General features: G+C 63.8%; 17 protein-coding genes. 10 read left to right on the top strand and 7 right to left on the bottom strand.

The genetic code is table 11. The features are described 5' to 3' along the window. Window positions 1-3 precede the first annotated feature (3 nt). Window positions 4-2,244 carry a molybdopterin cofactor-binding domain-containing protein gene (locus tag VWY75_RS05940; RefSeq protein WP_416539211.1) on the top strand — a complete coding sequence of 747 codons (2,241 nt, stop codon included), beginning with the start codon at window positions 4-6 and terminating at the stop codon, window positions 2,242-2,244. An 87-nt stretch (window positions 2,245-2,331) separates the two neighbouring features. Here the strand turns inward: VWY75_RS05940 and VWY75_RS05935 are convergent, their stop codons facing one another. From VWY75_RS05935 to VWY75_RS05920, 4 genes are all read right to left on the bottom strand, one after another. Then, complete coding sequence (locus VWY75_RS05935) at window positions 2,332-3,111, bottom strand: gamma-glutamyl-gamma-aminobutyrate hydrolase family protein (RefSeq protein ID WP_340545072.1); 780 nt, start codon at window positions 3,109-3,111, stop codon at window positions 2,332-2,334. Window positions 3,112-3,314: 203 nt separating this feature from the next. Continuing rightward, a complete protein-coding gene (locus VWY75_RS05930; RefSeq protein WP_340545071.1) occupies window positions 3,315-3,740 on the bottom strand; it encodes a GlcG/HbpS family heme-binding protein in 426 nt (141 codons plus the stop codon). Window positions 3,741-3,806: 66 nt separating this feature from the next. Then, window positions 3,807-5,939 carry a malate synthase G gene (locus VWY75_RS05925; RefSeq protein ID WP_416539210.1) on the bottom strand — a complete coding sequence of 711 codons (2,133 nt, stop codon included), beginning with the start codon at window positions 5,937-5,939 and terminating at the stop codon, window positions 3,807-3,809. Window positions 5,940-6,175: 236 nt separating this feature from the next. Then, entirely contained in the window at window positions 6,176-6,376 is a 201-nt protein-coding gene (locus VWY75_RS05920) for a hypothetical protein (protein WP_340545069.1), read from the bottom strand. Between the two features lie 121 nt (window positions 6,377-6,497). Here VWY75_RS05920 and pepN point away from each other — a divergent pair, with 121 nt between their 5' ends. The 3 genes from pepN to VWY75_RS05905 all read left to right on the top strand — a co-directional run bounded on the left by pepN (window position 6,498) and on the right by VWY75_RS05905 (window position 11,156). Then, complete coding sequence (pepN, locus tag VWY75_RS05915; protein ID WP_416539209.1) at window positions 6,498-9,062, top strand: aminopeptidase N; 2,565 nt, start codon at window positions 6,498-6,500, stop codon at window positions 9,060-9,062. Between the two features lie 105 nt (window positions 9,063-9,167). Beyond that, window positions 9,168-9,644: a hypothetical protein gene (locus VWY75_RS05910; RefSeq protein WP_416539208.1), complete on the top strand. Its 477-nt coding sequence runs from the start codon at window positions 9,168-9,170 to the stop codon at window positions 9,642-9,644. 177 nt (window positions 9,645-9,821) lie between these two features. Beyond that, window positions 9,822-11,156 carry a hypothetical protein gene (locus VWY75_RS05905; RefSeq protein ID WP_416539239.1) on the top strand — a complete coding sequence of 445 codons (1,335 nt, stop codon included), beginning with the start codon at window positions 9,822-9,824 and terminating at the stop codon, window positions 11,154-11,156. Between the two features lie 19 nt (window positions 11,157-11,175). On the opposite strand, the gene VWY75_RS05900 is transcribed toward VWY75_RS05905, so the two are convergent. Next, the gene (locus tag VWY75_RS05900; RefSeq protein WP_416539207.1) at window positions 11,176-13,569 is read right to left on the bottom strand and encodes a Tex family protein; all 2,394 of its coding nucleotides are present in this window, start codon (window positions 13,567-13,569) and stop codon (window positions 11,176-11,178) included. Between the two features lie 287 nt (window positions 13,570-13,856). Here VWY75_RS05900 and gatB point away from each other — a divergent pair, with 287 nt between their 5' ends. Together gatB and VWY75_RS05890 are read left to right on the top strand one after the other, a co-directional pair. Further along, window positions 13,857-15,416, top strand: a complete 1,560-nt coding sequence (gatB, locus tag VWY75_RS05895) for an Asp-tRNA(Asn)/Glu-tRNA(Gln) amidotransferase subunit GatB (protein WP_416539206.1) — start codon at window positions 13,857-13,859, stop codon at window positions 15,414-15,416. A gap of 230 nt (window positions 15,417-15,646) precedes the next feature. Then, the gene (locus tag VWY75_RS05890; protein ID WP_416539205.1) at window positions 15,647-16,318 is read left to right on the top strand and encodes a DUF4177 domain-containing protein; all 672 of its coding nucleotides are present in this window, start codon (window positions 15,647-15,649) and stop codon (window positions 16,316-16,318) included. A 74-nt stretch (window positions 16,319-16,392) separates the two neighbouring features. On the opposite strand, the gene VWY75_RS05885 is transcribed toward VWY75_RS05890, so the two are convergent. Further along, window positions 16,393-16,647, bottom strand: a complete 255-nt coding sequence (locus tag VWY75_RS05885; protein WP_416539204.1) for a BolA family protein — start codon at window positions 16,645-16,647, stop codon at window positions 16,393-16,395. 118 nt (window positions 16,648-16,765) lie between these two features. Here VWY75_RS05885 and VWY75_RS05880 point away from each other — a divergent pair, with 118 nt between their 5' ends. Further along, window positions 16,766-17,389: a DnaJ domain-containing protein gene (locus VWY75_RS05880; RefSeq protein WP_340545061.1), complete on the top strand. Its 624-nt coding sequence runs from the start codon at window positions 16,766-16,768 to the stop codon at window positions 17,387-17,389. A 224-nt stretch (window positions 17,390-17,613) separates the two neighbouring features. Here VWY75_RS05880 and VWY75_RS05875 read toward each other — a convergent pair whose 3' ends face one another. Continuing rightward, entirely contained in the window at window positions 17,614-19,707 is a 2,094-nt protein-coding gene (locus tag VWY75_RS05875; RefSeq protein ID WP_416539203.1) for a DEAD/DEAH box helicase, read from the bottom strand. Between the two features lie 427 nt (window positions 19,708-20,134). Between VWY75_RS05875 and cobS the strand changes: the two genes are divergently transcribed. From cobS to VWY75_RS05860, 3 genes are all read left to right on the top strand, one after another. After that, window positions 20,135-21,121 (top strand): cobaltochelatase subunit CobS, encoded by a 987-nt coding sequence (cobS, locus tag VWY75_RS05870; protein ID WP_416536769.1) that lies wholly within the window; start codon window positions 20,135-20,137, stop codon window positions 21,119-21,121. A 192-nt stretch (window positions 21,122-21,313) separates the two neighbouring features. After that, window positions 21,314-23,191 (top strand): cobaltochelatase subunit CobT, encoded by a 1,878-nt coding sequence (gene cobT, locus VWY75_RS05865; protein ID WP_340545058.1) that lies wholly within the window; start codon window positions 21,314-21,316, stop codon window positions 23,189-23,191. 235 nt (window positions 23,192-23,426) lie between these two features. Further along, window positions 23,427-25,217, top strand: a complete 1,791-nt coding sequence (locus tag VWY75_RS05860; protein WP_416539202.1) for an aminopeptidase P family protein — start codon at window positions 23,427-23,429, stop codon at window positions 25,215-25,217. Window positions 25,218-25,224 lie beyond the last annotated feature (7 nt).

Here is a 25,224-nt window from a genome sequence, read left to right as displayed (position 1 = left end):
GCCATGGCCAGCATCAGGAAAATCGCCCGCCGCAGCTTTCTCATCGGCTCTGCTGCCATCGTAGGTGGCGTCGCCTTTGGCACCTATAAGTACCACCAGCCCGCTCCCAACCCGCTCGACCAGAAGGATGGTCGCGCGGTGCTCAACCCCTTTGTGTTTGTGGATCAATCCGGCGTCACTCTGATTGCGCCCCGGGCGGAGATGGGACAGGGCGTCAAATCCGCCTGGGCCAGTCTGATCGCCGAAGAGCTGGACGTGGATCCGGCCAAGGTCACGGTCCTGCACGGCCCCGCCGCCAAGGCCTATTACAACAGCGCCATGATGTCAGAGGCGCTGCCCGGACGGGGCTATGACAGCTCGCCTCTGCAGCATTCACTGGGCGAAATCGTCGGTCACATGGCCAAGTTCCTTGATCTTCAGGTCACCGGCGGCTCCTCTTCCATGCGCGACGGCTTTGAGCGGATGCGCCATGCGGGCGCCAGCGCCCGCGAGACCCTGAAACAGGCCGCTGCGGAGCAGCTGGCAGTCGGACGCGATCAGCTCGCCACCGAAGATGGTCATGTCATCGCTCCGGATGGCACCCGCCTGCCCTATGGCAGCCTTGCCGTTGCAGCCGCCGCCCTTGACCCTGTCGAGGCGGATCTGCGCCCGGCGTCGAGCTGGCGCCTGATCGGCAAGGATGTGCCCCGCATCGACATGATTGCCAAATCCACCGGCACCGCAGAATTCGGCGTCGACGTCCGCCTGCCGGGCATGAAATTCGCCGCCATCAAACAAAGCCCGCATTTCGGCGTGGGCAAGACCGCCTTTGACGCCAGCGCAGCCGAAGGCATGGCCGGTGTGGAAAAGGTACTGGATCTTGGCGATGCTGTCGCGGTGGTTGCCAGCAACACCTGGCTCGCGCAGCAGGCCGTGGATGCCATTGACATAACGTGGAAGGCAGCCCCTTACCCCGAGACAACCGACGCGATTTTTGACGAGATCGCCCGCAGTTTTGACACTGCCCCCAACTCGACCCTGCGCGATGACGGCGATGTGGACGCGCTGCCGGACGGGGCAACCGTGATCGAAGCGGAATATCGCCTGCCCTATCTGGCCCATGCCACGATGGAGCCGATGAACGCGACCGCGCTTTACTCCGGGGATGCGCTGCAAATCTGGGCGCCCAATCAGGGGCCAACCGTGGTGCAGAAAAACGCCGCAGCGCTTGCCGGGCTCGATGCCGAGGCGGTTGAGGTCAATACAACCTACCTCGGCGGCGGATTTGGGCGGCGGATTGAAACCGATTATACCGACCGCGCCGTTCAGATCGCATTGCAGATGCCCGACACCCCGGTGCAGCTGACATGGAGCCGCGAGGAAGACATGACCCATGACTTCTACCGCCCAGGCGCCATCGCCCGCTACCGCGCCGCGGTAAAGGACGGCAAGGCGGTGATGGTCCACGGCAAAATCGCCGCGCAATCGACCACCGTCGAAGGCGCTGGCCGGATGCTCGGCCTGCCAATGTCCGGCCCGGACAAGGGGCATGTGGATACCGCCTTCAACCAGCCGCTCGCCATCCCCAATTTCCGCGTCGAAGGCTATCTGGCCAAACCGATGATTCCCGTCGGCTTCTGGCGCTCGGTGGGGGCCTCCTTCAACGGCTTCTTCTCCGATTGTATCATCGACGAAATGGCCCATGCCGCCGGGCGCGATCCGCTGGAATTCCGGCTGGAGCTGGCCCGCGCCGAGTGGGAGCCTGCTGCCAAGGTGCTGGAAACCGTGCGAGACATGTCCGGCTGGACTGGCAAGACAGCCGATGGCATCGGCCGGGGTGTGGCGCTTGCCTATAGTTTCGGCACGCCGGTCGCGCAGGTCATCGAGGTCGCCGACCAGGACGGGCAGATTCGCATGACCAAAGCCTGGATCGCCGCAGATCTGGGCCGTGTCATCGACCCGCAGAACACCCGCGCGCAGATGTTTGGCGGCATGGTCTACGGTCTGTCTGCGGCCTGCTTTGGCGAGATCACCTTTGACGGTGGCGCGGTCCAGCAGCAGAATTTCCCCGACTATGACGCCCTGCGCATGCACACGATGCCCGAGGTGCAGGTCGCGCTGCTGGAAAACCAGCCCCGCATGGGCGGCGCCGGAGAACCCGGCACGCCCCCGGCGGCCCCGGCGCTGGCCAATGCGATCTTCGATCTGACCGGCAAACGCGCCCGTCAGCTGCCGCTGATACATGAGTTTGATCTGCTGGTCTAAAAGACCAACGGCACCGCCCTAAAGGCGGTGCCGATTGAGGTGTCTACGGGTAGTCAAAGACCGGATGCCTCAGGCCGATGTCGTGCCTCAGGCCGATTTCCGTTGGGTTGGCCTGCCCGCACCCTCGGCCCAGGCGCGCACCGCGTCACCGAAGGCGGTGAACAAAGGCCGCGACACCGGGTCATTCGCGGCGTCCCACTCTGGATGCCATTGCACCGCAAGGGTAAAACCGGGAGCGTCTTTCACATAGATCGCCTCGGGCGTGCTGTCAGGGGCGGTTCCGTCGATCACGATCCGCTTACCCGGCACCTTGATCCCCTGCCCATGCAGCGAATTGGTCATCACCTCCGCCGCACCGAACAGACGATGGAAAACGCCGCCTTCACTCAGCTCAACGATGTGGCGCATGGCGAATTTCTCTTCCAGTGTCCCGTCGGGGGGCATCCGGTGGTTCATCCGTCCCGGCAGATCGCGGATTTCCGGGTAAAGCGTGCCACCCATGGCCACATTCACCTCCTGAAAGCCACGACAGATGCCAAGAAATGGCTGCCCCCGCTCGACGCAGGCGCGCACCAGCGGCAGGGTGATGGCATCACGCGCCCGGTCGAAGGCGCCATGGGCATCCGTCTCGGCCTCGCCGTATTCATGCGGGTGCACATTCGGCCGCCCGCCGGTCAATAGAAAGCCATCAAAGCTCTCCAGCAGCTCCTCCACCGTCAGAAACCGGGGATCCGACGGAATCAGCAGCGGCATACAGCCTGCAACCTCGGCCACCGCCTCGGAGTTCATCGTCCCCCCGGCATGGGCGGGGTATTCATCATTGATGAGATAGGAATTGCCAATAATGCCGACTTTGGGGCGTGTCATTCTGTCCTCAGCGGTTTGGGCGCCGGCCCTTCTGTCCATCCTCGGACAGCATCTCCGGGTCACCGCAATCCTACAGCCCTGCCGCGGCGGGTTGCAATTCCCCTATGGGGCGCAACCTGCCGCTTTGCCGTAAAAAGCTGTATCTCCGCCGCAGCTTTCGGCAGATCGCGATCATCTGCCAGCTCGTCAGCGGGCGCCTCGGCTCACGCTTCCCCGGTCAGCCCGGTGGCGCGGATCCCGGCCATCGCCGCCTCGGCGTCATTGTCGGAGGTATCGCCGGTGACCCCCACAGCCCCGATCACCGCACCTGCATCACTGCGCAGCAATACGCCACCGGGGACCGGTACGACCTGCCCGCCGTAGACACCGTTCACGGCCGCCATGAAATAGGCCTGCTGTTCAGCGCGCGCCATCTGCGCAGTGCCAGCCATGCCCAGCATCACCGCGCCATAGGCCTTGCCATGGGCGATGGCAAACCGGCCTGGCGCGGCGCCGTCCTCGCGTTCAAAGGCAAGCACATGTCCGCCCGCGTCCAAGACGACGACAGAGAGCGGTTTCAGCGCCATCTCCCGCCCCTTGGCGCGGGTATGTTCGATGATGCTGCGGGCCTGATCCAGAGTGAGGGTCATGTCTATTGTCCTTGATGTGCACATAAAAAAGGGGCCGGGCAGACCGCCCGACCCCAGTCGTTGTTCTCAGCCCTGCGCCTTCAGCTCCAGGCGGCGGGCGTGCAGCACCGGCTCGGTATAGCCGGAGGGCTGGACGCGACCACGGAACACCAGATCGCAGGCGGCCTGAAAGGCAACCCCGTCAAATCCGGGTGCCATCGGCGTATAGCTCGGATCACCCGCATTCTGCTGGTCCACAACCGCCGCCATTTTCTGCATCGCGGCCATGACCTGCGCCTCGTCCACCACGCCATGATGCAGCCAGTTGGCCAGCGCTTGGCTGGAAATCCGACAGGTCGCCCGGTCTTCCATCAGCCCCACGTCGTGGATATCGGGCACCTTGGAGCAGCCGACACCCTGATCAACCCAGCGCACCACATAGCCCAGGATGCCCTGCGCGTTGTTCTCGATCTCTTGCGCGATATCGGCGTCCGAAAGGTTCTGACCATCCATCACCGGAATGGTGAGCAGATCCGCAAGGGTTCCGCGCGCACCGGCTGCCTTCAGGCTGTCCTGCACCGCGTGGACATCAACATGGTGGTAATGGGTGGCGTGCAGGGTCGCCGCCGTCGGCGACGGCACCCAAGCACAGGTCGCGCCGGATTTCGGGTGGCCGATCTTGGCCTCCAGCATCTCGCCCATGCGATCCGGCATCGCCCACATCCCCTTGCCGATCTGCGCCCGCCCCTTCAGACCGCAGGCCAGACCGATATCGACATTGCGATCCTCGTAGGAGGCAATCCAGGGGGTCGATTTCATCTCGCCCTTGCGCAGCATCGGGCCTGCTTCCATCGAGGTGTGGATCTCATCGCCGGTCCGATCTAGGAAGCCGGTGTTGATAAAGGCCACACGATGCTTGGCCGCGCGGATACATGCCTTGAGGTTCACCGAGGTGCGGCGTTCCTCATCCATGATACCAATCTTGACCGTGTGGCGCGGCAGGCCCAGCGCGTCTTCGACATGGTCAAAGATCCGGTTGGTAAAGGCGACTTCCTCGGGCCCGTGCATCTTCGGCTTCACCACATAGACCGAACCATGCAGCGAATTGCCGCCCTCCGCCTGGAGGTCGTGCATGGCGCAGAGCACGGTGATCATCGCATCCATGAAGCCTTCGCCCGCCTCACGACCTTCGCTGTCCAGAACCGCTGGATTGGTCATCAGATGGCCGACGTTGCGCACCAGCAGCAGCGAGCGCCCCTTCAGCCGCAGATCGGACCCATCCGGCGCGGTGAAGGACAGATCGTCATTCAGCACGCGGGTAAAGGTGGTCCCGCCCTTGCTCACCTCCTCGGAAAGGTCACGCTTCATCAGGCCCAGCCAGTTGGAATAGGCCGTGACCTTGTCCTCACTGTCCACGCAGGCAACGGAGTCTTCGCAATCCATGATGGTCGACAGCGCGGATTCCAGGATGATATCGTTGATCCCCGCCTGATCGCCCTTGCCGATATTGCCCTCGGCATCGACCACGATCACTGCATGCAGCCCGTTGTTTTTTAGCAGGATCTTGCCCGGCGTGGCGGCGGCGCCGTCATAGCCTGCAAACTGCGTCCCATCCTTGAGCGCAGGCACCAGCGCGCCATCCTCAACCGACAGGCCATTGCAGTCCGACCACGACCCGTCAGCAAGCGGGAAGGTCTGATCGAGGAACCCACGCCCCCATGCGATCACCCGCGCGCCCCGCCCGGCATCATAGCCTTTGCCCTCCGGCAGGTCGCCCATGGCATCGGTGCCATAAAGCGCATCATACAGGCTGCCCCAGCGCGCATTGGCCGCATTCAGGGCAAATCGCGCGTTGGTGATCGGCACCACCAGCTGCGGCCCCGGAACATTGGCGATTTCATCGTCAACATTCTGCGTCTCGATCTCGAAATCATCCCCTTCGGGCAGCAGATAGCCGATCTCGCGCAAAAACGCCTCATAGGCCGCCGCGTCATGGGCCTGGCCCCGGCGCGCGATATGCCAGGCATCAATCTGTCCCTGAAGATCGGCGCGTTTGGCCAGCAATGCGCGATTTTCGTCACCCATGCCGTTGACTAGACCATCCAGACCACCCCAGAAGGCATCTGTCGTGACACCGGTGCCGGGCAGCGCCTTGTCCTCGATGAAGGACACCAGCGTGTCAGCCACCTGCATATCATGACGTTCCTGCATCCCGCTCATGGGGCCATCCTCCTGTTAACTGGGCGTATTACTGCCCCCGATACACCAATAGTTCCGTATCATCAACGTCGGCGGTAATATTAGTTTACCAATTCATGCGAAACTGCTTCAAATAATCTCTACAGATGCCCGACAGCGCTGACCGTCTCTCAGACTAGCGACACTCTCCAAACAGAAAAAGCCCGGTAGCGAGCTACCGGGCAAGTCGGGGAGGAATATCAGATTGTCATACAGGGTCAGTCACCGGCGATAGTCGCCTGCACTTCGGCGGCGGTCTGCGGTGCTTCGACCACGTCCTGCTCGCCACCTTTGTTGAAAACCCACAACAGGAAGACGGCGAACATCAAAAGCACCGCAACAACGACGCCCCGAATGCCCAACAGGGCCGGTTTGTGCAGTTTCTCTTCGCGTTCAACATTGGTGTCAGGTGCCGACATGGGCCGCTCCTTTGTCTACAAGTTTGCGCGGTTGCTGGCGCGGGGCCGCAGCCGCTGGTACATAGTCTTGGTATAGATACGCTGACGGACCCATCCGGGTTCCATGGAACAGGAAAAAACCATGAAAGATGCCGCGCCCGCCACCGCACCGGAGACGATTTATCTAAAGGATTACAAACCCTTCGGATTTGAGGTGGAGAAGGTTGAGCTGACGTTTCAACTCTCGCCGAATGCCACCCGCGTTCTGAGCAAGATCCGGTTCTCCCCCAAAGCCGAGGCTGCCGATCCCCGGTTCTTCCTGCACGGCGAAGCGCTGAAGCTGATCTCGGCCAAAATCGACGGTGCGCCGGTGACACCCGAGCTGATCGACGGCGGGCTGACCTGCGCCACCCCCGATACTCCCTTCGTCTGGGAGGCCGAGGTGGAAATCGACCCTGCCGCCAATACCGCGCTGGAAGGGCTTTATATGTCCAGCGGCATGTATTGCACCCAATGCGAGGCCGAAGGGTTCCGCAAGATCACCTACTACCCGGACCGCCCGGACGTGATGTCGACGTTCTCGGTCCGGATTGAAGGCGACGCGCCGGTGATGCTGTCGAACGGCAACCCGGTGGGCGCAGGCGAGGGTTGGGCCGAATGGCACGACCCCTGGCCCAAACCGGCCTATCTCTTTGCGCTGGTGGCCGGCGATCTGGTGAACCACCCCGACCGCTTCACCACCAAATCCGGCAAGGATGTCGAGCTGAACATCTGGGTCCGTCCGGGGGATGAGGGCAAATGCGCCTTTGGCATGGAGGCGCTGAAAAAGTCGATGACATGGGACGAGGACGTCTATGGCCTCGAATATGACCTCGATCTGTTCAACATCGTCGCGGTTGACGACTTCAACATGGGTGCGATGGAAAACAAGGGGCTAAATATCTTCAACTCCTCCTGCGTACTGGCATCGCCCGAAACCTCCACGGATGCCAATTTCGAACGGATCGAGGCGATTATCGCCCATGAGTATTTCCACAACTGGACCGGCAACCGCATCACCTGCCGCGACTGGTTCCAGCTCTGCCTCAAGGAAGGGCTGACCGTCTATCGCGACGCCCAGTTCACCGCCGACATGCGATCGGAGCCGGTGAAGCGGATCGAAGACGTCATCGCCCTGCGCGCCCGCCAGTTCCCGGAGGACGGCGGCCCCCTCGCCCATCCGCCGCGCCCGGAACAGTTCCAGGAAATCAACAACTTCTACACTGCCACCGTCTATGAAAAAGGCGCCGAGGTAATCGGCATGCTGAAGCGGCTGGTCGGCGATGAAAACTACTACAAGGCGCTGAAGCTCTATTTCGAGCGCCACGACGGGCAGGCCTGCACCATCGAGGATTGGCTAAAGGTGTTCGAGGACGCAACCGGCCGCGACCTGACCCAATTCAAGCTGTGGTACAGCGAGGCAGGCACGCCGCGGGTAAAAGTGTCCGAGGATTACGCCGACGGCACCTATACCCTGACATTTGAGCAATCAACGCCGCCGACACCCGGCCAGCAGAACAAGGCGCCGCGGGTCATTCCGATCGCGGTGGGCCTGTTGTCCCCCAACGGCGACGACCTGCGCGGCACCGAAGTGCTGGAGCTGACCGAAGCCAGACAGAGCTTCACCTTTGACGGCCTCGCCTCGAAACCGGTGCCCTCCATCCTGCGGGAGTTTTCGGCCCCGGTGATCCTGGAGCGCGAGACCACCAACACAGAGCGTGCCTTCCTGCTGGCCCATGACACTGATCCCTTCAACCGCTGGGAGGCCGGCAATCTCCTCGCGACAGAAACCCGCGTCGCCATGGTGACCGATGGCATCGCCCCCGATACGGCCTATCTTGATGCGCTGGTCAAACTGGTGCGCGACGATGCGCTGGACCCCGCCTTCCGCGCGCTGGTTCTGTCTCCCCCCAGCCAGTCGGAAATCGCCCAGACCCTGCACGATCGTGGGGTCACGCCCGACCCGCAGAGAATCTACGACGCGGCGGAGACCTTCACCCAGACCCTGGCGCAGCAGCTGGAAACCAGCCTGCCCCGGCTCTATGCCGCCACCACTGTCGATGGCCCCTATCAGCCCGACGCCCATGGCGCGGGCTTGCGGGCGCTCAACGGCCGTATTCTGGCGCTGCTGACCCGTCTCGACGGTGGCGATCAGGCTGCGCGCCAGTATCAGACCGCCGACAACATGACCCAGCAATATGCCGCACTGGCAAGCCTGATGAAGGCGGAGAAAGGCGCGGACCAGAGCCAGGCCTTCTTTGATCAATGGCAGGACGACCGTCTGGTGATGGACAAATGGTTTGCCCTGCAAGTGGCCTGCGCCGCGCCAGACGCCGCCGCTCGCACGGCCGCAGAGCTGACCCAGCACCCGCTGTTCAGCATGAAGAACCCCAACCGGTTCCGCGCCGTCATGGGCGCGCTTGCCGGCCATCACGCAGGCTTTCACCACGACAGCGGTGCAGGCTATTCCCTGCTGGCGCAGAACCTCATCGCGCTGGACCCGCTGAACCCGCAGACCACCGCACGGATGTGTGCTGCCTTCCAGACCTGGACGCGCTACGACAGCGCGCGTCAGGCGCTGGTCCGGGCCGAGCTGGAGCGCATTCTGGCCACTGACGGGCTGAGCCGGGACACCCATGAAATGGTCAGCCGGATCCTGAAGGGGTGATGCGACAGGCCGCGCAGAGGAGCGGGCCATATCATGGCCCGTTCGCAATCCGCCGCCGCTCCTCCGCACCCCGGCGCGAACCATCTGTCATCGAGGCCCCGCCTCATGGCTGATGCTCCGATGATAGATCCGCCGACGAGCCGCCGGGCAGTCATTCCCGCCTATCGCTACAGCCGGGCCGCCCGCTCGCCACGCCTGCTGCTCGCCCTCGGCCTGTGGGGGGCCGGGATTGCGGCGCTGTCGCTGGCGCTGTCCGTCGCGCTCTGGATCTCGCTGCTGCTGATCCTGCCAATGCTGCCCGGCCTCTGGGAACTCTGGCGCAACCCGACTGCCAGTCTGAAGCTGAATGCAACACGGCTCTGCTGGCGCAATGCCTCCGGCGCCGTAGACCTGCCGATCAATCGGATAAGCCATGTCACGCTCGACCGGCGCTGGGACTTTTCTCACCGCGCCACCATTCATACGGAGGCGGGCAAGCGGTTGCGCATTCCCCCCGATTGCCTGCCACCGCATCAGATCCTTGAACAGGCCCTCACCGCAGCAGGCCTGCCCGTCAGGCGGCATCACTTCCGCATCTATTGAGCGCGGACCTCCCCAAAACGACGCCCCGCCGGCACACAGGCAAATCTTAACCCGCGTTAACCTGCCACTGGAATATCCCAATCGTCCATCGCAATGGCGCGCGCCCGCCATGATTGCGCCCCAAAGAACGGCCAGTCTGATTGCAGTGATTTCAGCTGCCAGCACGCGGACATGGATATGCTCAACAAAAACACCCCAGCGCGCGACCTTATCAGACAGGTATTTTCAACTCTGCTACCCGGTGAAGGCCGGGCGACCCTCACGCAAAACACAGCGGCGCACCCCTGCGCTGCCGCCCGCAGCAGGCAGGATCAGGCAACCGCCCCCCGCCGCGCCGCAGACCGCCCGGATCACCCGCCGCAGCAGCTCATCGTGCCGGTCTGCGAGCCGGATCAGGGCGAAAGCGACTGCGCAACGCTTCAGGACAAGGGACAGTTTCTGGCCCGTCAGGACCGCTGGACCGACCTCTCCGCAGAGATCGCAAAAGCCGACAAGGCCCGCCAGAATACGCCGCATGGCCTGCCCGTTGCCGAGCTTCTTGCCCATGGCGCGCGCAGCGATGTGGTCAATGCCGTCGAACATGCGCTCAGCCTTGGCCACGCCGGAGACCGGCGCAAGATGATCGAAGGCGTCATGGGGCTGGAGACGATGTGCGTGGAACACCGCGACGATCCTTATCTGCGCACTCTGGTGGCCCTCGCCCATATTGATGTGGCCTGGATCTGGCGCGGCTATTCCGATGTCCTGTCAATCACCGTGGCCAATGGCCAGCGTTGCGCCGCCCATTTCGACAGGGCAGCCGCCTTGCTGCATCCGCTGGATGGTATTGCCCTCGACAGCCCGTTTATTGCCGCAGCGAAAACCGCGCTGCTCGCCGGGCAACGATCCGCCAGCGCGACGCAGGTGGCGGATGATTTCGCCGCACTCATCGACCTGGACCCCGACAATCACCGCCACATGCGCAGTCTCGGCACCCATATGCTGCCGCGCTGGTTCGGCAGCTACGATGCCCTCGACCTCGAAGCGCGCCGCACTGCCGCCCGTACACAAGAGATCTGGGGCGACGGCGGCTACGCCTGGGTCTATTTCGACGCCATCGCCTTGGACCCGGAAGCCTGCGCCCGCGTCGACATCGACTTCTTCATGGATGGCTTGCGCGATATAGTCTCACGCCGACCGGATCAGGAAATGATCAACCTGCTGGCCTCTTACTGCGCGGTGGCGCTGCGTTATGTCGAAGAGACCGCAACGACCACCACCGGGCAGCGCGGCGAGATCGCCGGGGCGGCGGATTGGCTGATCCGCGACCACCTGCGCGAAATTCATCCGCTGATCTGGGCCCACGCCGCGCAGCGGTTCGACAACAACCTGCGCATCGCCTCACCGCGCCGGTTTGCCGACCATGGCCGCCGGGACGCGCTGCGCTTCATCGCCGGCCTGTTTCGCAGCGAAATCGAGGCCGGCCAGCGGGTGGAGTTTTCCGCCAAAGGGCTGCGCGTCTCGCCTGACTAGGCGGGCCGCGCAGCATCGCTCAGGTTTTTTTGAACGCATCCAACAGGGCCGCACCCAGCGCGCCCGTGGTTTGGCCAGAGCTTTGCCCAGAGCCTTGGCCTGAACCCTGCCCCCTGCCCTGACCACCCTTTGGGCCAGCGGACGTCTGGCGCTTGCCGCCGCCCGAATGCCCACCGGGCTTGCCACCACGCTGCGGAGCTGCGCCCTTGGCCGGGCCGCGAGCATTGCGCTCCTCTTTGGCTGAGGCACCGCCGTCCTTCTTCATGGTGAGGGCGATCCGCTTGCGCGGCACATCCACCTCGGTGACAGTGACCTTGACCACCTGTCCTGTCTTCACCACCTCATGCGGGTCTTTCACGAAGCGGTCGGCCAGCTGGCTCACGTGCACCAGCCCATCCTGATGCACCCCAATGTCTACAAAGGCGCCAAAACCCGCGACATTGGTGACCGTGCCCTCCAGCACCATGCCGGGTTTCAGGTCGGTGATCGTCTCCACCCCATCCTTGAAGGACGCCGTCACAAAAGACGGGCGCGGGTCACGGCCCGGTTTCTCCAGTTCCGCAAAGATATCCCGAACCGTCGGCAGGCCGACGTCCCCGCCCACAAATTCCTCTGCCCGCAAGCCTTTCAGCGCCGCACCATCGCCCATGATCTGGCGGATATCACGGCCGCAGGCCACCACGATCTTGCGCGCCACATCATAGCTTTCGGGGTGAACTGAGGACGCATCCAGCGGCTCCTTGCCATCGCGGATCCGCAGGAATCCCGCGCATTGCTCAAATGCCTTGGGGCCAAGCCGCGCGACCTTCAGCAGCTGCTTGCGCGAGTTGAACGCGCCGTTCATGTCACGATGCGCCACAATCGCCTCCGCCAGGCCGGGACCAAGCCCCGAGACATGGCTCAGCAGCGGCGCCGATGCCATGTTGAGGTCCACCCCCACGGCGTTCACCACATCCTCAATCACCGCCTCCAGCGATTTCGAGAGTTTGTGCTGGTCCACATCATGTTGGTACTGGCCGACGCCGATGCTCTTCGGTTCGATCTTCACCAGCTCTGCCAGCGGATCCTGGAGGCGGCGGGCAATCGAGACCGCACCGCGCAAGGAGACATCCAGATCCGGGAACTCCCGCGCCGCCAGCTCAGAGGCGGAATAGACCGAGGCACCAGCCTCAGACACCACCACCTTGGTCGGCGCCTTCACCTTGGCCGGCAGGTGTTGCAGCACCTCCGCCACCATCCGCTCGGTCTCGCGGCTGGCGGTCCCGTTGCCAATGGCGATCAGCTCAACGCCATGTTCGGCAATCAGCTTCACAATCGACACCTGCGCCCCGCGCAGATCGTTCTTCGGCTGGAACGGGTACAACGTCTCGGTGGCCACCAGTTTTCCGGTTGCGTCAACCACCGCCGCCTTGACGCCGGTGCGAATGCCCGGATCCAGCCCGAGAGTCGGCCGCGCACCGGCTGGCGCGGCAAACAACAGATCCTTCAGATTGCGGGCAAAAACCTGAATCGCATCCTCCTGCGCCCGGCCGCGCAGATCGCCCATCAGCTCCAGCATCATCGAGAGCGACAGCTTCACCCGCCAGCACCAGCCCGCGACCTTGCGCAGCCAGACATCTCCCGGCCCGTTGCCGCCCGCGCCCAGCACCGCCGCTACCATCGCCTCGGCGCGCGCCACGCCTTCCTCCGGCTCCGGCCCGACGTCCAGCGTCAGCACGCCCTCGTTTGATCCCCGCAGCATCGCCAGCGCCCGGTGCGAGGGCACATCCGCCCAGCGTTCGGAATGCGCGAAATAGTCGGAGAATTTCGCCCCCTCCTGCTCCTTGCCCTCGACCACCTTGGCGGTGAGCACCGCCTCCTTCTGCAGGAACTCCCGCAGCCTGCCCAAAAGGGTCGCATTCTCCGTCAGCCGTTCGGTCAGGATATCCCGCGCGCCGTTCAGCGCGTCCTTCACCGTCACGACCGCCTCGGTAACATAGCCTTCGGCCAGCGCCTCCGGGTCGGTGCTGCGGTCGGCCAGAATGGCATCCGCCAGCGGCTCCAGCCCGTTCTCCTTGGCGATCATCGCCTTGGTGCGCCGCTTCGGCTTGTAGGGCAGATAGATATCCTCCAGCTGCGCCTTGGTCTCCGCCTTGGCAATCGAGGCGGCCAGATCATCAGTCAGCTTGTCCTGCCCCTTGATCGAGTCGAGGATGGCCGCCCGACGCTTTTCCAGCTCGCGCAGATAGTCCAGCCGCTCCGCCAGCGTGCGCAGCTGGGTGTCATCCAGCCCGCCCGTGGCCTCCTTCCGGTAGCGCGCGACAAAGGGCACTGTGGCGCCTTCATCCAGCAGCGCAACGGCGGCACTCACCTGTTTGGCGGCGGCGCCGATTTCCGTAGCAATGGTCTGGCTGATGCGGGCGGATGTGTCCAAGGCGGCCTCCTGAAAATTCTGCTCGGGCTGCCAGTACTAGCCCTGCCGGAACATCTCGCCAAGAGGCTGAATCAGCCCCGAGCGAACCATTGCGGAGGGCAGAGTCCGTCCCGAGGGTGGGCGTGAAGCGCCCGCCCATGGGCGCGGGACGGGCGCTTCCCGGACCTGCGGCCCATGCAAAAGGGCAAATCAATGTACCCGTCTGCCCCTCAATGCCCCCTTGCCCCTGCCCGCGCGGGGGCCTAGAACGCTTGCCAACATCGGACATTCGGATACGGCGGAAAACCATGCTCGACCTGACATATGAACTCCCCAAGCCCAAGGTGATCGCGGGCGCCAAGCATGACTGGGAACTGGTCATCGGTATGGAGGTGCATGCTCAGGTCAGCTCCAATGCAAAGCTGTTCTCCGGCGCCTCCACCAAATTCGGCGCCGAGCCGAACTCCAACGTGGCCTTTGTGGACGCGGCGATGCCCGGCATGCTGCCGGTGATCAACGAATACTGCATTGAACAGGCGGTGCGCACCGGTCTGGGCCTGAAGGCCGATATCAACCTGTGGTCGGCTTTTGACCGCAAGAACTACTTCTACCCCGACCTGCCGCAGGGCTACCAGATTTCCCAGCTTTACCACCCGATCGTGGGCGAAGGCGAAGTGCTGGTGGAACTGGGCGACGGCACCGCGCGCAACGTGCGTGTGGAGCGGATCCACATGGAGCAGGACGCGGGCAAGTCGATCCACGACATGGATCCCAACATGTCCTTTGTCGACCTGAACCGGACCGGCGTCTGCCTGATGGAGATTGTCTCGCGCCCCGACATTCGCGGCCCGGAAGAAGCCGCCGCCTATATCGCCAAGCTGCGCCAGATCATGCAGTATCTCGGCACCTGCGACGGCAATATGCAGAACGGCAACCTGCGCGCCGACGTCAACGTCTCCGTCTGCCTGCCGGGCCAGTACGAGAAATATCAGGAAACCCAGGACTTCTCCCACCTCGGCACCCGCTGCGAAATCAAGAACATGAACTCGATGCGCTTCATCCAGCAGGCGATCGAGGTCGAAGCCCGTCGCCAGATCGCCATCATCGAGGCAGGTGGCGAGATCATGCAGGAAACCCGCCTGTACGATCCGGACAAGGGCGAAACCCGCTCCATGCGCTCCAAGGAAGAAGCGCATGACTACCGCTACTTCCCCGACCCGGACCTGCTGCCGCTGGAAATCGAACAGGCCTGGGTGGATGACATCGCCGCCAACCTGCCGGAACTGCCGGACGAAAAGAAAGTGCGCTTCATCAAGGATTCTGGACTTACTGACTACAACGCGTCCGTACTAACCGCTGAAGTTGCTTCTGCTGACTACTTCGAAGCTGTTGTTTCAAGTGTCGAATCCAAAGGTGTCGACACGAAACAAAGCCAGAGCTCTGGCCACACCGTTGCACAGGGCATCTCGAACATGGTCGTGAACGACGTGTTTGGTGCTTTGAAAAATGCGGGTCTTGAAATAGGCGAATGCCCCATCAGCCCTGAACAACTCGGGGCAATCATTCTCCTGACTCGTGAAGGCGTAATCTCAAGCAAGATTGGCAAGGAGCTTTTTGAGATAGTCTGGAATGAAGGCGGCGACCCCGCTCAGATCGTCGAAGAGCGCGGCATGAAGCAGGTGACAGATACCGGCGCCATCGAAGCCGCGCTGGACGAGATCATCGCCGCCAACCCCGCGCAGGTGGAGAAGGCCAAGGTGAACCCGAAACTGGCAGGCTGGTTTGTCGGCCAGGTGATGAAGGCCACCGGCGGAAAGGCGAATCCGGCCGCCGTGAACAAGCTGGTGGCGCAGAAGCTGGGCGGCTGATCCGGCCACCGGGCACGCAACGCCCTCAGATAAGAACCACGCAAGGGCGCCCCGGTGGCGCCCTTTGTCGTGTGAAAGGCGCTGCCACCCCCAACCCGAACGCGATGATCTGGAAGCCGCAGCGGCAATTGGGGTATACTGCCGCCCGACAGGTCCCCGCCCATGGGGAACGCGGACGCTTGACCCCCCGCACGCTTGCGCTAAACCTGCCGCCGACACAGGAGACGTTTATGCAAGCTTTTGAATACAAAGTTGTCCCCGCCCCCGCCAAGGGCACCAAGGCCAAGGGCGTCAAAACCGCCGAAGCCCGCTTTGCCAATTCCATTGATATCCTGCTGAACGACATGGCGGCAGAGGGCTGGGAATATCAGCGCGCGGAGCTGCTGCCATCCGAAGAGCGCAGCGGGCTGACCGGCTCGACGACGAACTGGCGCAACGTGCTGATCTTCCGCCGTGCGCTGCCAGCCGCCGCCGAGCAGTTGCAGGCTCAGGCCGTGGCTCAGCTGGCCGCCCAGATCACCGCGCAGCTCGCAGCGCAGCCCCCCGCCCAAGCGGCGGATCACAGCACAGCGGCAGCTGCCGCGGCGCCCCCCGCGGAGGAGACACCAGCAGTCCCGACGCTTGGCCCGGCCACCACCAGCGCTGTCGCGCCACCCATCGCCATCGCCGGCGACCCAGAGGCCCCGGCAGGCGCCATTGCCGTTCCGGGCCGGGGCGCCCGCTCCATGGTCGCCGATGACGGCGTCGAGGAGCTGAGCCCGGTGTCCGGCCTGACCGCCGCCCTGAAAGCCCGCGCCAGCCTTGCCGCCACCCCGAAAGATGGCCCCGCCAAACCCGCGCCAAAAGCGGAACCAAAACTGACCAGATCGGAAAAATCCTCCGAGGATCCGGCAAACAGCTGACCAGCCCCCGGATGCAATTCCCCGCCAGCGTTGCCATTGTGGCACATCGGCGGGGCTTTGCCTGACTTTGGCCGCTAGACTCCGATATCCAGCGCCAGCGCGTGGATGCGCGGCACGATATCGCCCAGCGCCTTATGCACGGCGCGATGCTGCGCCACGCGGGACATCCCGGCAAAGCCATCGGCCCGGATATATACGTTGAAATGGCTTTCGCCACGCCCGTCGTGACCGGCGTGGCCGACGTGCTGGTCGCTCTCATCCTCAACCCGCAATGCGCGTGGTGCAAATGCGTCGCGCAGACGCGTCTCGATCTCTTCACGGATGCTCATTCTGGCGTGTCCTGCATAAAAATCCCCGTATTAATTTTCCCAGCCCCCTTCAATCTGCCGCCCCTTAGACTAAACTGCTGCCTCCGAGTCGAACAGTTGCGTCTAGAAGGTGCGCCCCATGACCAAGTCAGATCCCTTTGGTTTCGATATGTCCATCCGGTCAGCGAAGAAAAAGAACCCCCGCGGCCGGCGGGCCGCCACCGGCGCGTCCGAGACCTCGCAGCGCATCTGCGACAAGGATGGCTGCGATGAACCCGGCAAATTCCGCGCGCCCAAGGCACCGGATGTGCTGGATGATTACTACTGGTTCTGCCAGGAGCACGTGCGCGAATACAATACCAAGTGGAACTTCTTTGAAGGCACCACCGAGGCCGAATTGAACGCCCAGCAATCCAAGGACAAGGTCTGGGAACGTCAGACCAAACCGATGGGTGACCCCGAGGCGCGCGCCTGGGCGCGGCTGGGCATCGAGGACCCGCATCAGGTGCTGGGCCAGAACGCCACCCGGAATCCGGGTCGCTCAGCCCAGGCCGGGCGCCGCCTGCCCCCGACCGAACGCCGCGCGCTGGAAGTGCTTGAGGCCAAGGACGACTGGAGCAAGGCAGACATCCGCAAAGCCTATAAGAAGCTGATCAAGGTGCTGCACCCCGACATGAACGGTGGCGACCGCAGCCAGGAAGAACAGCTGCAAGAGGTGGTCTGGGCCTGGGACCAGATCAAGGACAGCCGCAGCTTCAAATAAGCGGTAGTTGCGCCCCGAACCAGCCAGACAGAAAACCAGAGCGTCGCGCAAGCGGCGCTTTTTCTTTGTGCAACCTCTGGGTTTTGCAACGCCAGAAGCTTGCAGCGTTCAGACGCCCGCCACGGGACAACTACGGGTCGTCGCGGGGCAGAGATTTGTCCCTAAATGAAAAAGCCACGGCAGATCGGTGCCGTGGCTTTCTGTCTTGCTGACAGGCTCGGATGTTAGCTGCCCTTGCGCTGCGGCCGCGCCGCTCCGCCGGTTTTGGCAACTGCTGCCCGGGCCTTGTTCTTCTTGCTGGTCGGCTTGCCCTTTGGTGGCGGTGCGCCCTTGCGGCCCGATTTCCCCGGATTGGACCAATCGCCCTTGGGCTTGCCCGGAACCGCCGGTTTGGCGGGTTTTGAGGGGCTGGCGGCACGATCCGACGGGCCGCGCGCGGTCACCGTGGCCTTGCCGCCTTCGCCAGTACGCTTTGGTTTGTCAAAGCGCGGCTTGTCGCCATAGCTGGGCTTGTCGCCACGGGGTTTGTCGCCATAGGGCTTGCTGCTCCGTGGCTTGTCACCGTAGGCCGGTTTGTCACCATAGGCAGGCTTGTCGCCCCGGGGTTTGTCACCGCGCGGCTTGTCATAGCTGGGTTTGTCGCCGTAGGGCTTGCGCTCACCACGATCCTGGCCACGGGGGCCACGCTTGTCATCGCGGAAACCATCGCGGTCCCGGTTCTGCGGGCGCGGCGATTTCGGCAGATCTGGCGCCTTGTCCAGACGCGTTACCGTGGCGCCCTCTTCCAGCTCACCATGTTTGACCGCACCCCAGAACGCATCGGCACTGCTTTCGCGCACCTCGACATAGCTCTGGTCGAACTGAATGCGGATCGCACCGATGTCGTCTTTGGTCAGATTGCCGGCATTGCACAGCATCGGCAGCAGGCGGCGCGGCTCGGCACCGGTCTTGCGACCACCACTGACCGCAAACCAGACGGAGGGGCCAAAGGGCGCCCGCTCTTCCCGCTCGCGCTTGTCCATCTGCGGATCGCTCAGCTCTTCCGGCGCGCTGTGGCGGTCGTGGAAGAGGCGCAGATAGGCGGCGGCCAGCTGCTCGGGAGAGAAACGCTCGACCAGTTCCGCCACCGGGGCGGTCTCATTTTCGCTGACCGGCTCGCTCCAGGCCTTGTCACCCAAGAGACGTTCAAAGTCGCGGGCGCGCACATCATCGGCACTGGGGGCCGGGCTGGTTTCTGCGGTGATCTTGGCGGCACGCAGCAGGCGCAGGGCCTTGCCCTTGGCCTTTGGGGGCACGATCAGCGCGGACACACCCTGGCGCCCGGCACGGCCGGTACGGCCCGAGCGGTGCAACAGGGTTTCGTGGCTGGACGGCAGATCCGCATGAATCACCAGATCCAGCTTCGGCAGGTCGATCCCGCGCGCCGCCACATCGGTGGCCACGCAAACCCGCGCCCGCCCGTCGCGCAGGGATTGCAACGCGTTGCTCCGCTCCGCCTGGGACAGCTCGCCCGACAGGGCAACCACGGAAAATCCGCGATTGCTCAGCCGCGTGGTCATCCGGTTCACCACCGCACGGGTGTTGCAGAACACAATCGCATTGGGCGACTCGTGGAAGCGCAGCACGTTGATAACGGCGTTTTCGACGTCGCGCTGCGCCACAGCCAGCATCTGGTATTCGATATCCGCGTGCTGCGAGGCTTCAGCCACGGTTTTGATCCGCTGGTGATCCTTGAGATAGGTCTCCGCCAGACGCGCGATACCAGTCGGCACAGTTGCCGAGAACATCAGGGTGCGGCGGTCTTCCGGGGATTCGCCCAGAATGAACTCCAGATCCTCGCGGAAGCCCAGATCCAGCATCTCGTCTGCTTCGTCCAGCACCACGGCGCGTACCTGCGACAGGTTGATCGAGCCGCGCATGATGTGATCGCGCAGACGGCCGGGGGTGGCCACGACGATATGCGCGCCACGCTCCAACGCGCGGCGTTCGTCGCGCATGTCCATACCGCCCACGGTGGAGACGACCTGCGCACCGGCCTCGGCATAGAGCCAGCCCAGTTCGCGTTTCACCTGCAACGCCAGTTCGCGCGTCGGCGCGATAACCAGCGCCAGCGGCAGTTCGGCCCGGTCCAGTTTCTCGGCCTCACCCAGCAATGTAGGGGCCATCGCCAGGCCAAAGCCTACGGTTTTGCCGGAACCGGTCTGTGCCGACACCAGAAGGTCGGACTGATCCAGCTCGGGCGCGGTGACGGCCTGTTGAACGGGTGTCAAATGCTCGTAGCCGCGCGCCTGAAGCGCTTGTTCGAGTGCTGTTTTCAAGATTTCATTTCGCTTGCTGCGGGGCGCGCCGCCAAAGGGCACGCCGAATATCGGGAATGTCCCCGACTGCGCAGGAACGCGGATGGCATCATCCAAGTGCGCGCTGATATCGGCTTTGCCCCCTTTTGTACAGGGTTCATTTGGCTCATCCGGCACCAGAAGCCACCAGCAGACGCAACCCCGCTATGCGTTTGCCGCCACACCCTGCCACCGGCAGAACACAGGGGCACGGGCCGGAATGCTCCCCCGACACGCGCGCAACTGGCCCGGCCAGGCGCGGCCTTAGTGCCAGATTGAGACCAAACGTCACGACAGCTGGTCAAACCCGGCCTTGGCCCCTTGCGATTGCAGACAAGATCAGGCACCAATCCACCGGATTGCCGCCAGCCGACGGACGCTGCGCGGATGAGGATAAGGATCGATTGCGATGACCGACGGTATGCTGGATATGAACGCGAAACCCACCGAAACCCTTTCGGTGCGCGATGTGTTCGGAATTGATACGGATATGACCGTCAAGGGCTTCGCCGACGGCTCCGACCGGGTACCGGCTCTGGATCCGACCTATAAATTCGATCCCGAGACCACATTGGCCATTCTGGCAGGCTTCAGCCACAATCGCCGCGTGATGATCCAAGGCTACCACGGCACCGGTAAATCGACCCATATCGAACAGGTCGCCGCGCGCCTGAACTGGCCCTCCGTCCGGGTGAACCTCGACAGCCACATCTCCCGGATCGACCTCATTGGCAAGGACGCGATCAAGCTGCGCGACGGCAAGCAGGTCACTGAATTCCACGAAGGCATCCTGCCCTGGGCGCTGCGCAACCCGGTTGCCATCGTGTTCGACGAATATGACGCGGGCCGCGCGGACGTGATGTTCGTGATCCAGCGCGTTCTGGAGCATGACGGCAAGCTGACGCTCCTCGATCAGAACGAGATCATCACCCCGAACCCGTTCTTCCGCCTGTTTGCCACCGCCAACACCGTTGGTCTGGGCGATACCACTGGCCTCTATCACGGCACCCAGCAGATCAACCAGGCCCAGATGGACCGCTGGTCGCTGGTGGCCACGCTGAACTACCTCAGCCACGACGCCGAAAGCGCCATCGTCCTGTCCAAGGCGCCGCATTACAACACCGAGAAGGGCCGCAAGACCATCAGCCAGATGGTCACCGTCGCCGATCTCACCCGCACCGCCTTCATGAACGGCGATCTCTCCACCGTGATGTCGCCGCGGACGGTGATCAACTGGGCGCAGAACGCCGAGATTTTCCGCGATGTGGGCTATGCCTTCCGCCTGTCGTTCCTGAACAAATGTGACGAGCTGGAGCGCCAGACCGTGGCCGAGTTCTACCAGCGCTGCTTTGACGAAGAGCTGCCGGAAAGCGCCGCGAGCGTTTCGCTGGGCTAACAGCAATGTGCCGCCCGGCCGCAAGGCCGGGCAGCGCCCGAACTGCCCCCGCCAGACCGAAGGTTTGCCTCCGGCAAAACGGGCGGGCGCTTCGCCTCTCACCCCGCCGGGACAGGCGCTGCCCTATCCGCAGCAGTGCCACTGGACTTTTCCGACACGAGGGGGGATGCTCACAAGGGACTAGGTGCGACCATGAAAAAGCCCAACGACAACCCCGCCGATCCGTTCAAGAAGGCGCTGGCCGAAGCCACCAAGGTCATGGCCAATGATTCCGAGCTGAACGTCTCCTACTCGGTCGACCCTGCCGGTCTGTCCGGCGACAATATGCGGCTGCCTCAGGTCTCCCGACGGATGACCCGCGAAGAGGTGCTGCTGGCCCGTGGCACCGCCGATGCGCTGGCGTTGCGCCACAAATTCCACGACCCCGCCACCCATGCCCGCTATGCCCCGCCCGGCGACATGGCGCTTGATCTCTACGAGGCGCTGGAATCCGCACGCTGTGAGGCGATGGGCGCGCGACACATGCCCGGCACCGCCTCCAATATCGACGTGAAGATCCAGAACGAAGCCCTGCGCAAGGGTTACGACCAGATCAAATCCGCAACCGAGGCGCCGCTGGCGGTATCCGCCGGCTATCTGATCCGCCATCTGGCCACCGGCCGCCCGATGCCCGATGCGGCGGCCAACGTCATGGAACTGTGGCGCGGTTTCATTGAGCAGCAGGCCGGCGACACACTGGCCAATCTCGGTGACACCATCGAGGATCAGGCCGCATTCGCCAAATTCGCGCGGCAGGTGATCACCGATCTGGGCTATGGCGACCAGCTGGGCGACGACCCGGATCAGCTTGACGACGAACAGGACAGCGACGCCGAAGACGACGCCGAGGAACAGCAGGACCCCGACAGCAGCGGTCAGGACGACTCCGAAGAGGAAGAGGCCGACGCCAACCCCGAGCAGGCTCAGGAACAGCAGCAGGACGAAAGCCAGGCGCAGGTCTCGATGGACGAGATGGCCGATGAAGAGCTGGCTGAAGATACCGAAATGCCCGATGGCGAGGCTCCGCTGGACCCGCCACCGCCGCCCGCCGTGTCGGAGGCTGATCCCGACTATAAGGTCTTCGATGATGCCCATGACGAGGAAATCGCCGCCGAGGATCTCGCCGAACCGGCGGAGCTGGAACGGCTGCGCGCCTATCTGGACCAGCAGCTGGAACCGCTGAAAGGGGCCGTCTCGCGGCTTGCCAACAAATTGCAGCGCCGCCTTCAGGCGCAGCAGAACCGCTCGTGGGAGTTTGACCTCGAAGAGGGCATTCTGGACGCCGGCCGTCTGGCCCGCGTGGTGGCCAACCCCACCACGCCGCTGTCGTTCAAACGGGAGAAAGACACCGAATTCCGCGACACCGTGGTGACGCTCCTCTTGGACAACTCCGGTTCCATGCGCGGTCGGCCAATCTCCATCGCCGCGATCTGCGCCGACGTTCTGGCCCGCACTCTGGAGCGCTGCAACGTGAAGGTCGAAATCCTCGGCTTTACCACCCGCGCGTGGAAAGGCGGGCTCGCGCGTGAGGCCTGGCTCAATGACGGCCGCCCACAATTGCCGGGACGCCTCAACGACCTGCGCCACATCATCTACAAAGCCGCCGATGCGCCGATGCGCCGGACCCGCGACAATCTTGGCCTGATGATGAAAGAGGGCCTCCTGAAGGAGAATATCGACGGCGAGGCGCTGGAATGGGCGCACCGCCGCATGGTCGCCCGTCAGGAAGCCCGCAAGATCCTAATGGTGATCTCCGATGGCGCGCCGGTGGATGACAGCACGCTGTCGGTGAACCCGGCCAACTATCTGGAAAAACACCTGCGTGATGTCATCGCGATGGTCGAGCGGCGCAAACAGGTCGAACTGCTGGCCATCGGCATCGGCCATGACGTCACCCGCTATTACGATCGCGCCGTGACCATCACCGATGTTGAACAGCTGGCAGGCGCCATGACCGAACAGCTGGCCGCTCTCTTTGACAGTGACCCGCGCGCCCGCGCCCGGGTGATGGGCATCAAACGCGCGAGCTGAGCACGCCAGCCGCACCGCTCTGAATCAAAGCCCCGCGCCGCTTCGGTGCGGGGCTTTGTGTTACAGGGGTTGCGGGACGTCGCCGGATTTGGAACAAGTGTTCGCGACAGAGCGCGCCGTGACTGCCGCGCCATTTCCTTGTTCCTGCCGACGTTGCGCAACACCCGCCCAGAAGGGCCGGCCGCTGCGCCCTGACCAACCGTCGCGGACCACCCGAAACAGATGGAGGGAGCCGATGTTCCAGACCTTCGACGTGACAGCCCGCCCGGAACAGGGCCCGCCCCGCCTCGAGGCTTTGCGCACTGAATTGCAGCGCGAGGGGCTCGACGGCTTTCTGGTGCCGCGCAGCGATGCCCATCAGGGCGAATATGTCGCCCCCGGCGATGAACGTCTGGCCTGGCTCACCGGATTTACCGGCTCTGCGGGCTTCTGTGCCGTGCTGCGCGATGTGGCCGGGGTGTTTATCGACGGGCGTTACCGCACGCAGGTAAAACAGCAGGTCGCGGAGGTCTTTACCCCGGTGCACTGGCCCGAGGTACAGCTGGCCGATTGGCTGAAGGAGCAGCTGCCGACCGGGGGGCGCATCGGCTATGACCCCTGGCTGCATTCGGCCAGCCAGATGCAGGGGCTCGATCTGCACGGGTTTGAATTCGTGCCGGTCGACAATCTGGCGGATCGCATCTGGCAGGATCAGCCCACCCCGCCGGTGCAGCCCGTCATCGCCCATCCGCTCAGCTATGCAGGTACATCCGCCTCCGAAAAGACCGCCTCTCTGGCCCAAGATCTGCGCGACGCCGGACATAGCGCCGCCGTGATCACCCTGCCAGATAGCATCATGTGGCTCCTGAACATCCGCGGCAGCGATATCGCCCACAACCCGGTCGCCCACGGGTTTGCCATCCTGCACGCCGACGCACGGGTCGATCTGTTCATGGCGGAAGAGAAGCTGACGGGTGTCAGGGATCACCTCGGCGCGGATGTGGCCGTTCATGCGCCGCAGACCTTCCTGTCAGCCGTGGCTGAGCTGGCGCAGGCCAAAGATGCCTCCGTCACCGTCGATCTGACGACCCTGCCCCGGATCGTCGCCGATCAGCTCGGCGATGCGCTGGTTGCGGCCGGTGACCCCTGCGCCCTGCCCAAGGCCCGCAAATGCGCCGCCGAGATCGCAGGCAGCGCCGCCGCTCATCTGCGCGATGGTGCCGCCGTGGTGGAAACCCTCGCCTGGCTGGACGCCCAGCCCCCCGGCAGCATCACCGAAATCGACGTGGTCAAACATCTCGAAGCCACCCGCCGCAAGGATCCGAAGCTGCGCGACATCAGCTTTGAAACCATTTCGGGCACCGGCCCCAATGGCGCCATCATCCACTACCGGGTCAGCGAGGACAGCAATGCCGCGCTGCTGGACGGGCATCTGCTGGTGCTGGACAGCGGCGGGCAATATCTGGACGGCACCACCGACATCACCCGCACCCTCGCCATCGGTACCCCACCGCAGGAAGCCCGCGAGGCCTATACCCGCGTTCTGCAAGGCATGATCGCCATGTCCCGCCTGCGCTGGCCCAAGGGGCTTGCCGGTCGCGACATCGAGGCGGTGGGACGAATGCCGCTCTGGCTCGCCGGGCAGGACTTCAACCACGGGCTTGGCCACGGGGTCGGCGCCTTCCTCAGCGTACATGAAGGCCCCCAGCGGCTCAGCCGTGCCGGCACCGTACCGCTGGAACCCGGCATGATCCTCTCCAATGAACCGGGATATTACCGCGAAGGCGCTTTTGGTATTCGCATTGAGAACCTGTTGGTGGTAGAACCGGCGCCTGAGCTGGACAGCGCCGACGCCGAACGCGAAATGCTGAGCTGGCGCACCCTGACCTACGCCCCGCTGGACCGCCGCCTGATCGTGGTGGACCTGCTCACCACGGCAGAGCGGGACTGGCTGAACGCCTATCATGCGGATGTAGCCGCCAAGATAGGACCCAACGTAACAGACCCGGCACAACGCTGGCTGGATGCCGCAACGGCGCCGCTGTGATACCGCA

The sequence above is a fragment of the Phaeobacter sp. JH20_08 genome, assembly GCF_048056635.1.
In the GTDB taxonomy this organism is placed as follows: domain Bacteria; phylum Pseudomonadota; class Alphaproteobacteria; order Rhodobacterales; family Rhodobacteraceae; genus Phaeobacter; species Phaeobacter bryozoorum.
The sequence above is the reverse complement of the archived record's forward strand: the minus strand, read 5'-3'. Positions and strand labels throughout refer to the sequence as shown.

Coding starts and splice junctions, on each gene's coding strand:
- VWY75_RS05890 (WP_416539205.1), top strand. CDS start 15,647: ATGCAAGCTTTTGAATACAAAGTTGTCCCCGCCCCCGCCAAGGGCACC.
- VWY75_RS05860 (WP_416539202.1), top strand. CDS start 23,427: ATGTTCCAGACCTTCGACGTGACAGCCCGCCCGGAACAGGGCCCGCCC.
- VWY75_RS05880 (WP_340545061.1), top strand. CDS start 16,766: ATGACCAAGTCAGATCCCTTTGGTTTCGATATGTCCATCCGGTCAGCG.
- VWY75_RS05940 (WP_416539211.1), top strand. CDS start 4: ATGGCCAGCATCAGGAAAATCGCCCGCCGCAGCTTTCTCATCGGCTCT.
- VWY75_RS05910 (WP_416539208.1), top strand. CDS start 9,168: ATGGCTGATGCTCCGATGATAGATCCGCCGACGAGCCGCCGGGCAGTC.
- pepN (WP_416539209.1), top strand. CDS start 6,498: ATGAAAGATGCCGCGCCCGCCACCGCACCGGAGACGATTTATCTAAAG.
- cobT (WP_340545058.1), top strand. CDS start 21,314: ATGAAAAAGCCCAACGACAACCCCGCCGATCCGTTCAAGAAGGCGCTG.
- cobS (WP_416536769.1), top strand. CDS start 20,135: ATGACCGACGGTATGCTGGATATGAACGCGAAACCCACCGAAACCCTT.
- VWY75_RS05930 (WP_340545071.1), bottom strand. CDS start 3,740: ATGACCCTCACTCTGGATCAGGCCCGCAGCATCATCGAACATACCCGC.
- VWY75_RS05885 (WP_416539204.1), bottom strand. CDS start 16,647: ATGAGCATCCGTGAAGAGATCGAGACGCGTCTGCGCGACGCATTTGCA.
- VWY75_RS05935 (WP_340545072.1), bottom strand. CDS start 3,111: ATGACACGCCCCAAAGTCGGCATTATTGGCAATTCCTATCTCATCAAT.
- gatB (WP_416539206.1), top strand. CDS start 13,857: ATGCTCGACCTGACATATGAACTCCCCAAGCCCAAGGTGATCGCGGGC.
- VWY75_RS05925 (WP_416539210.1), bottom strand. CDS start 5,939: ATGAGCGGGATGCAGGAACGTCATGATATGCAGGTGGCTGACACGCTG.
- VWY75_RS05920 (WP_340545069.1), bottom strand. CDS start 6,376: ATGTCGGCACCTGACACCAATGTTGAACGCGAAGAGAAACTGCACAAA.
- VWY75_RS05905 (WP_416539239.1), top strand. CDS start 9,822: ATGCTCAACAAAAACACCCCAGCGCGCGACCTTATCAGACAGGTATTT.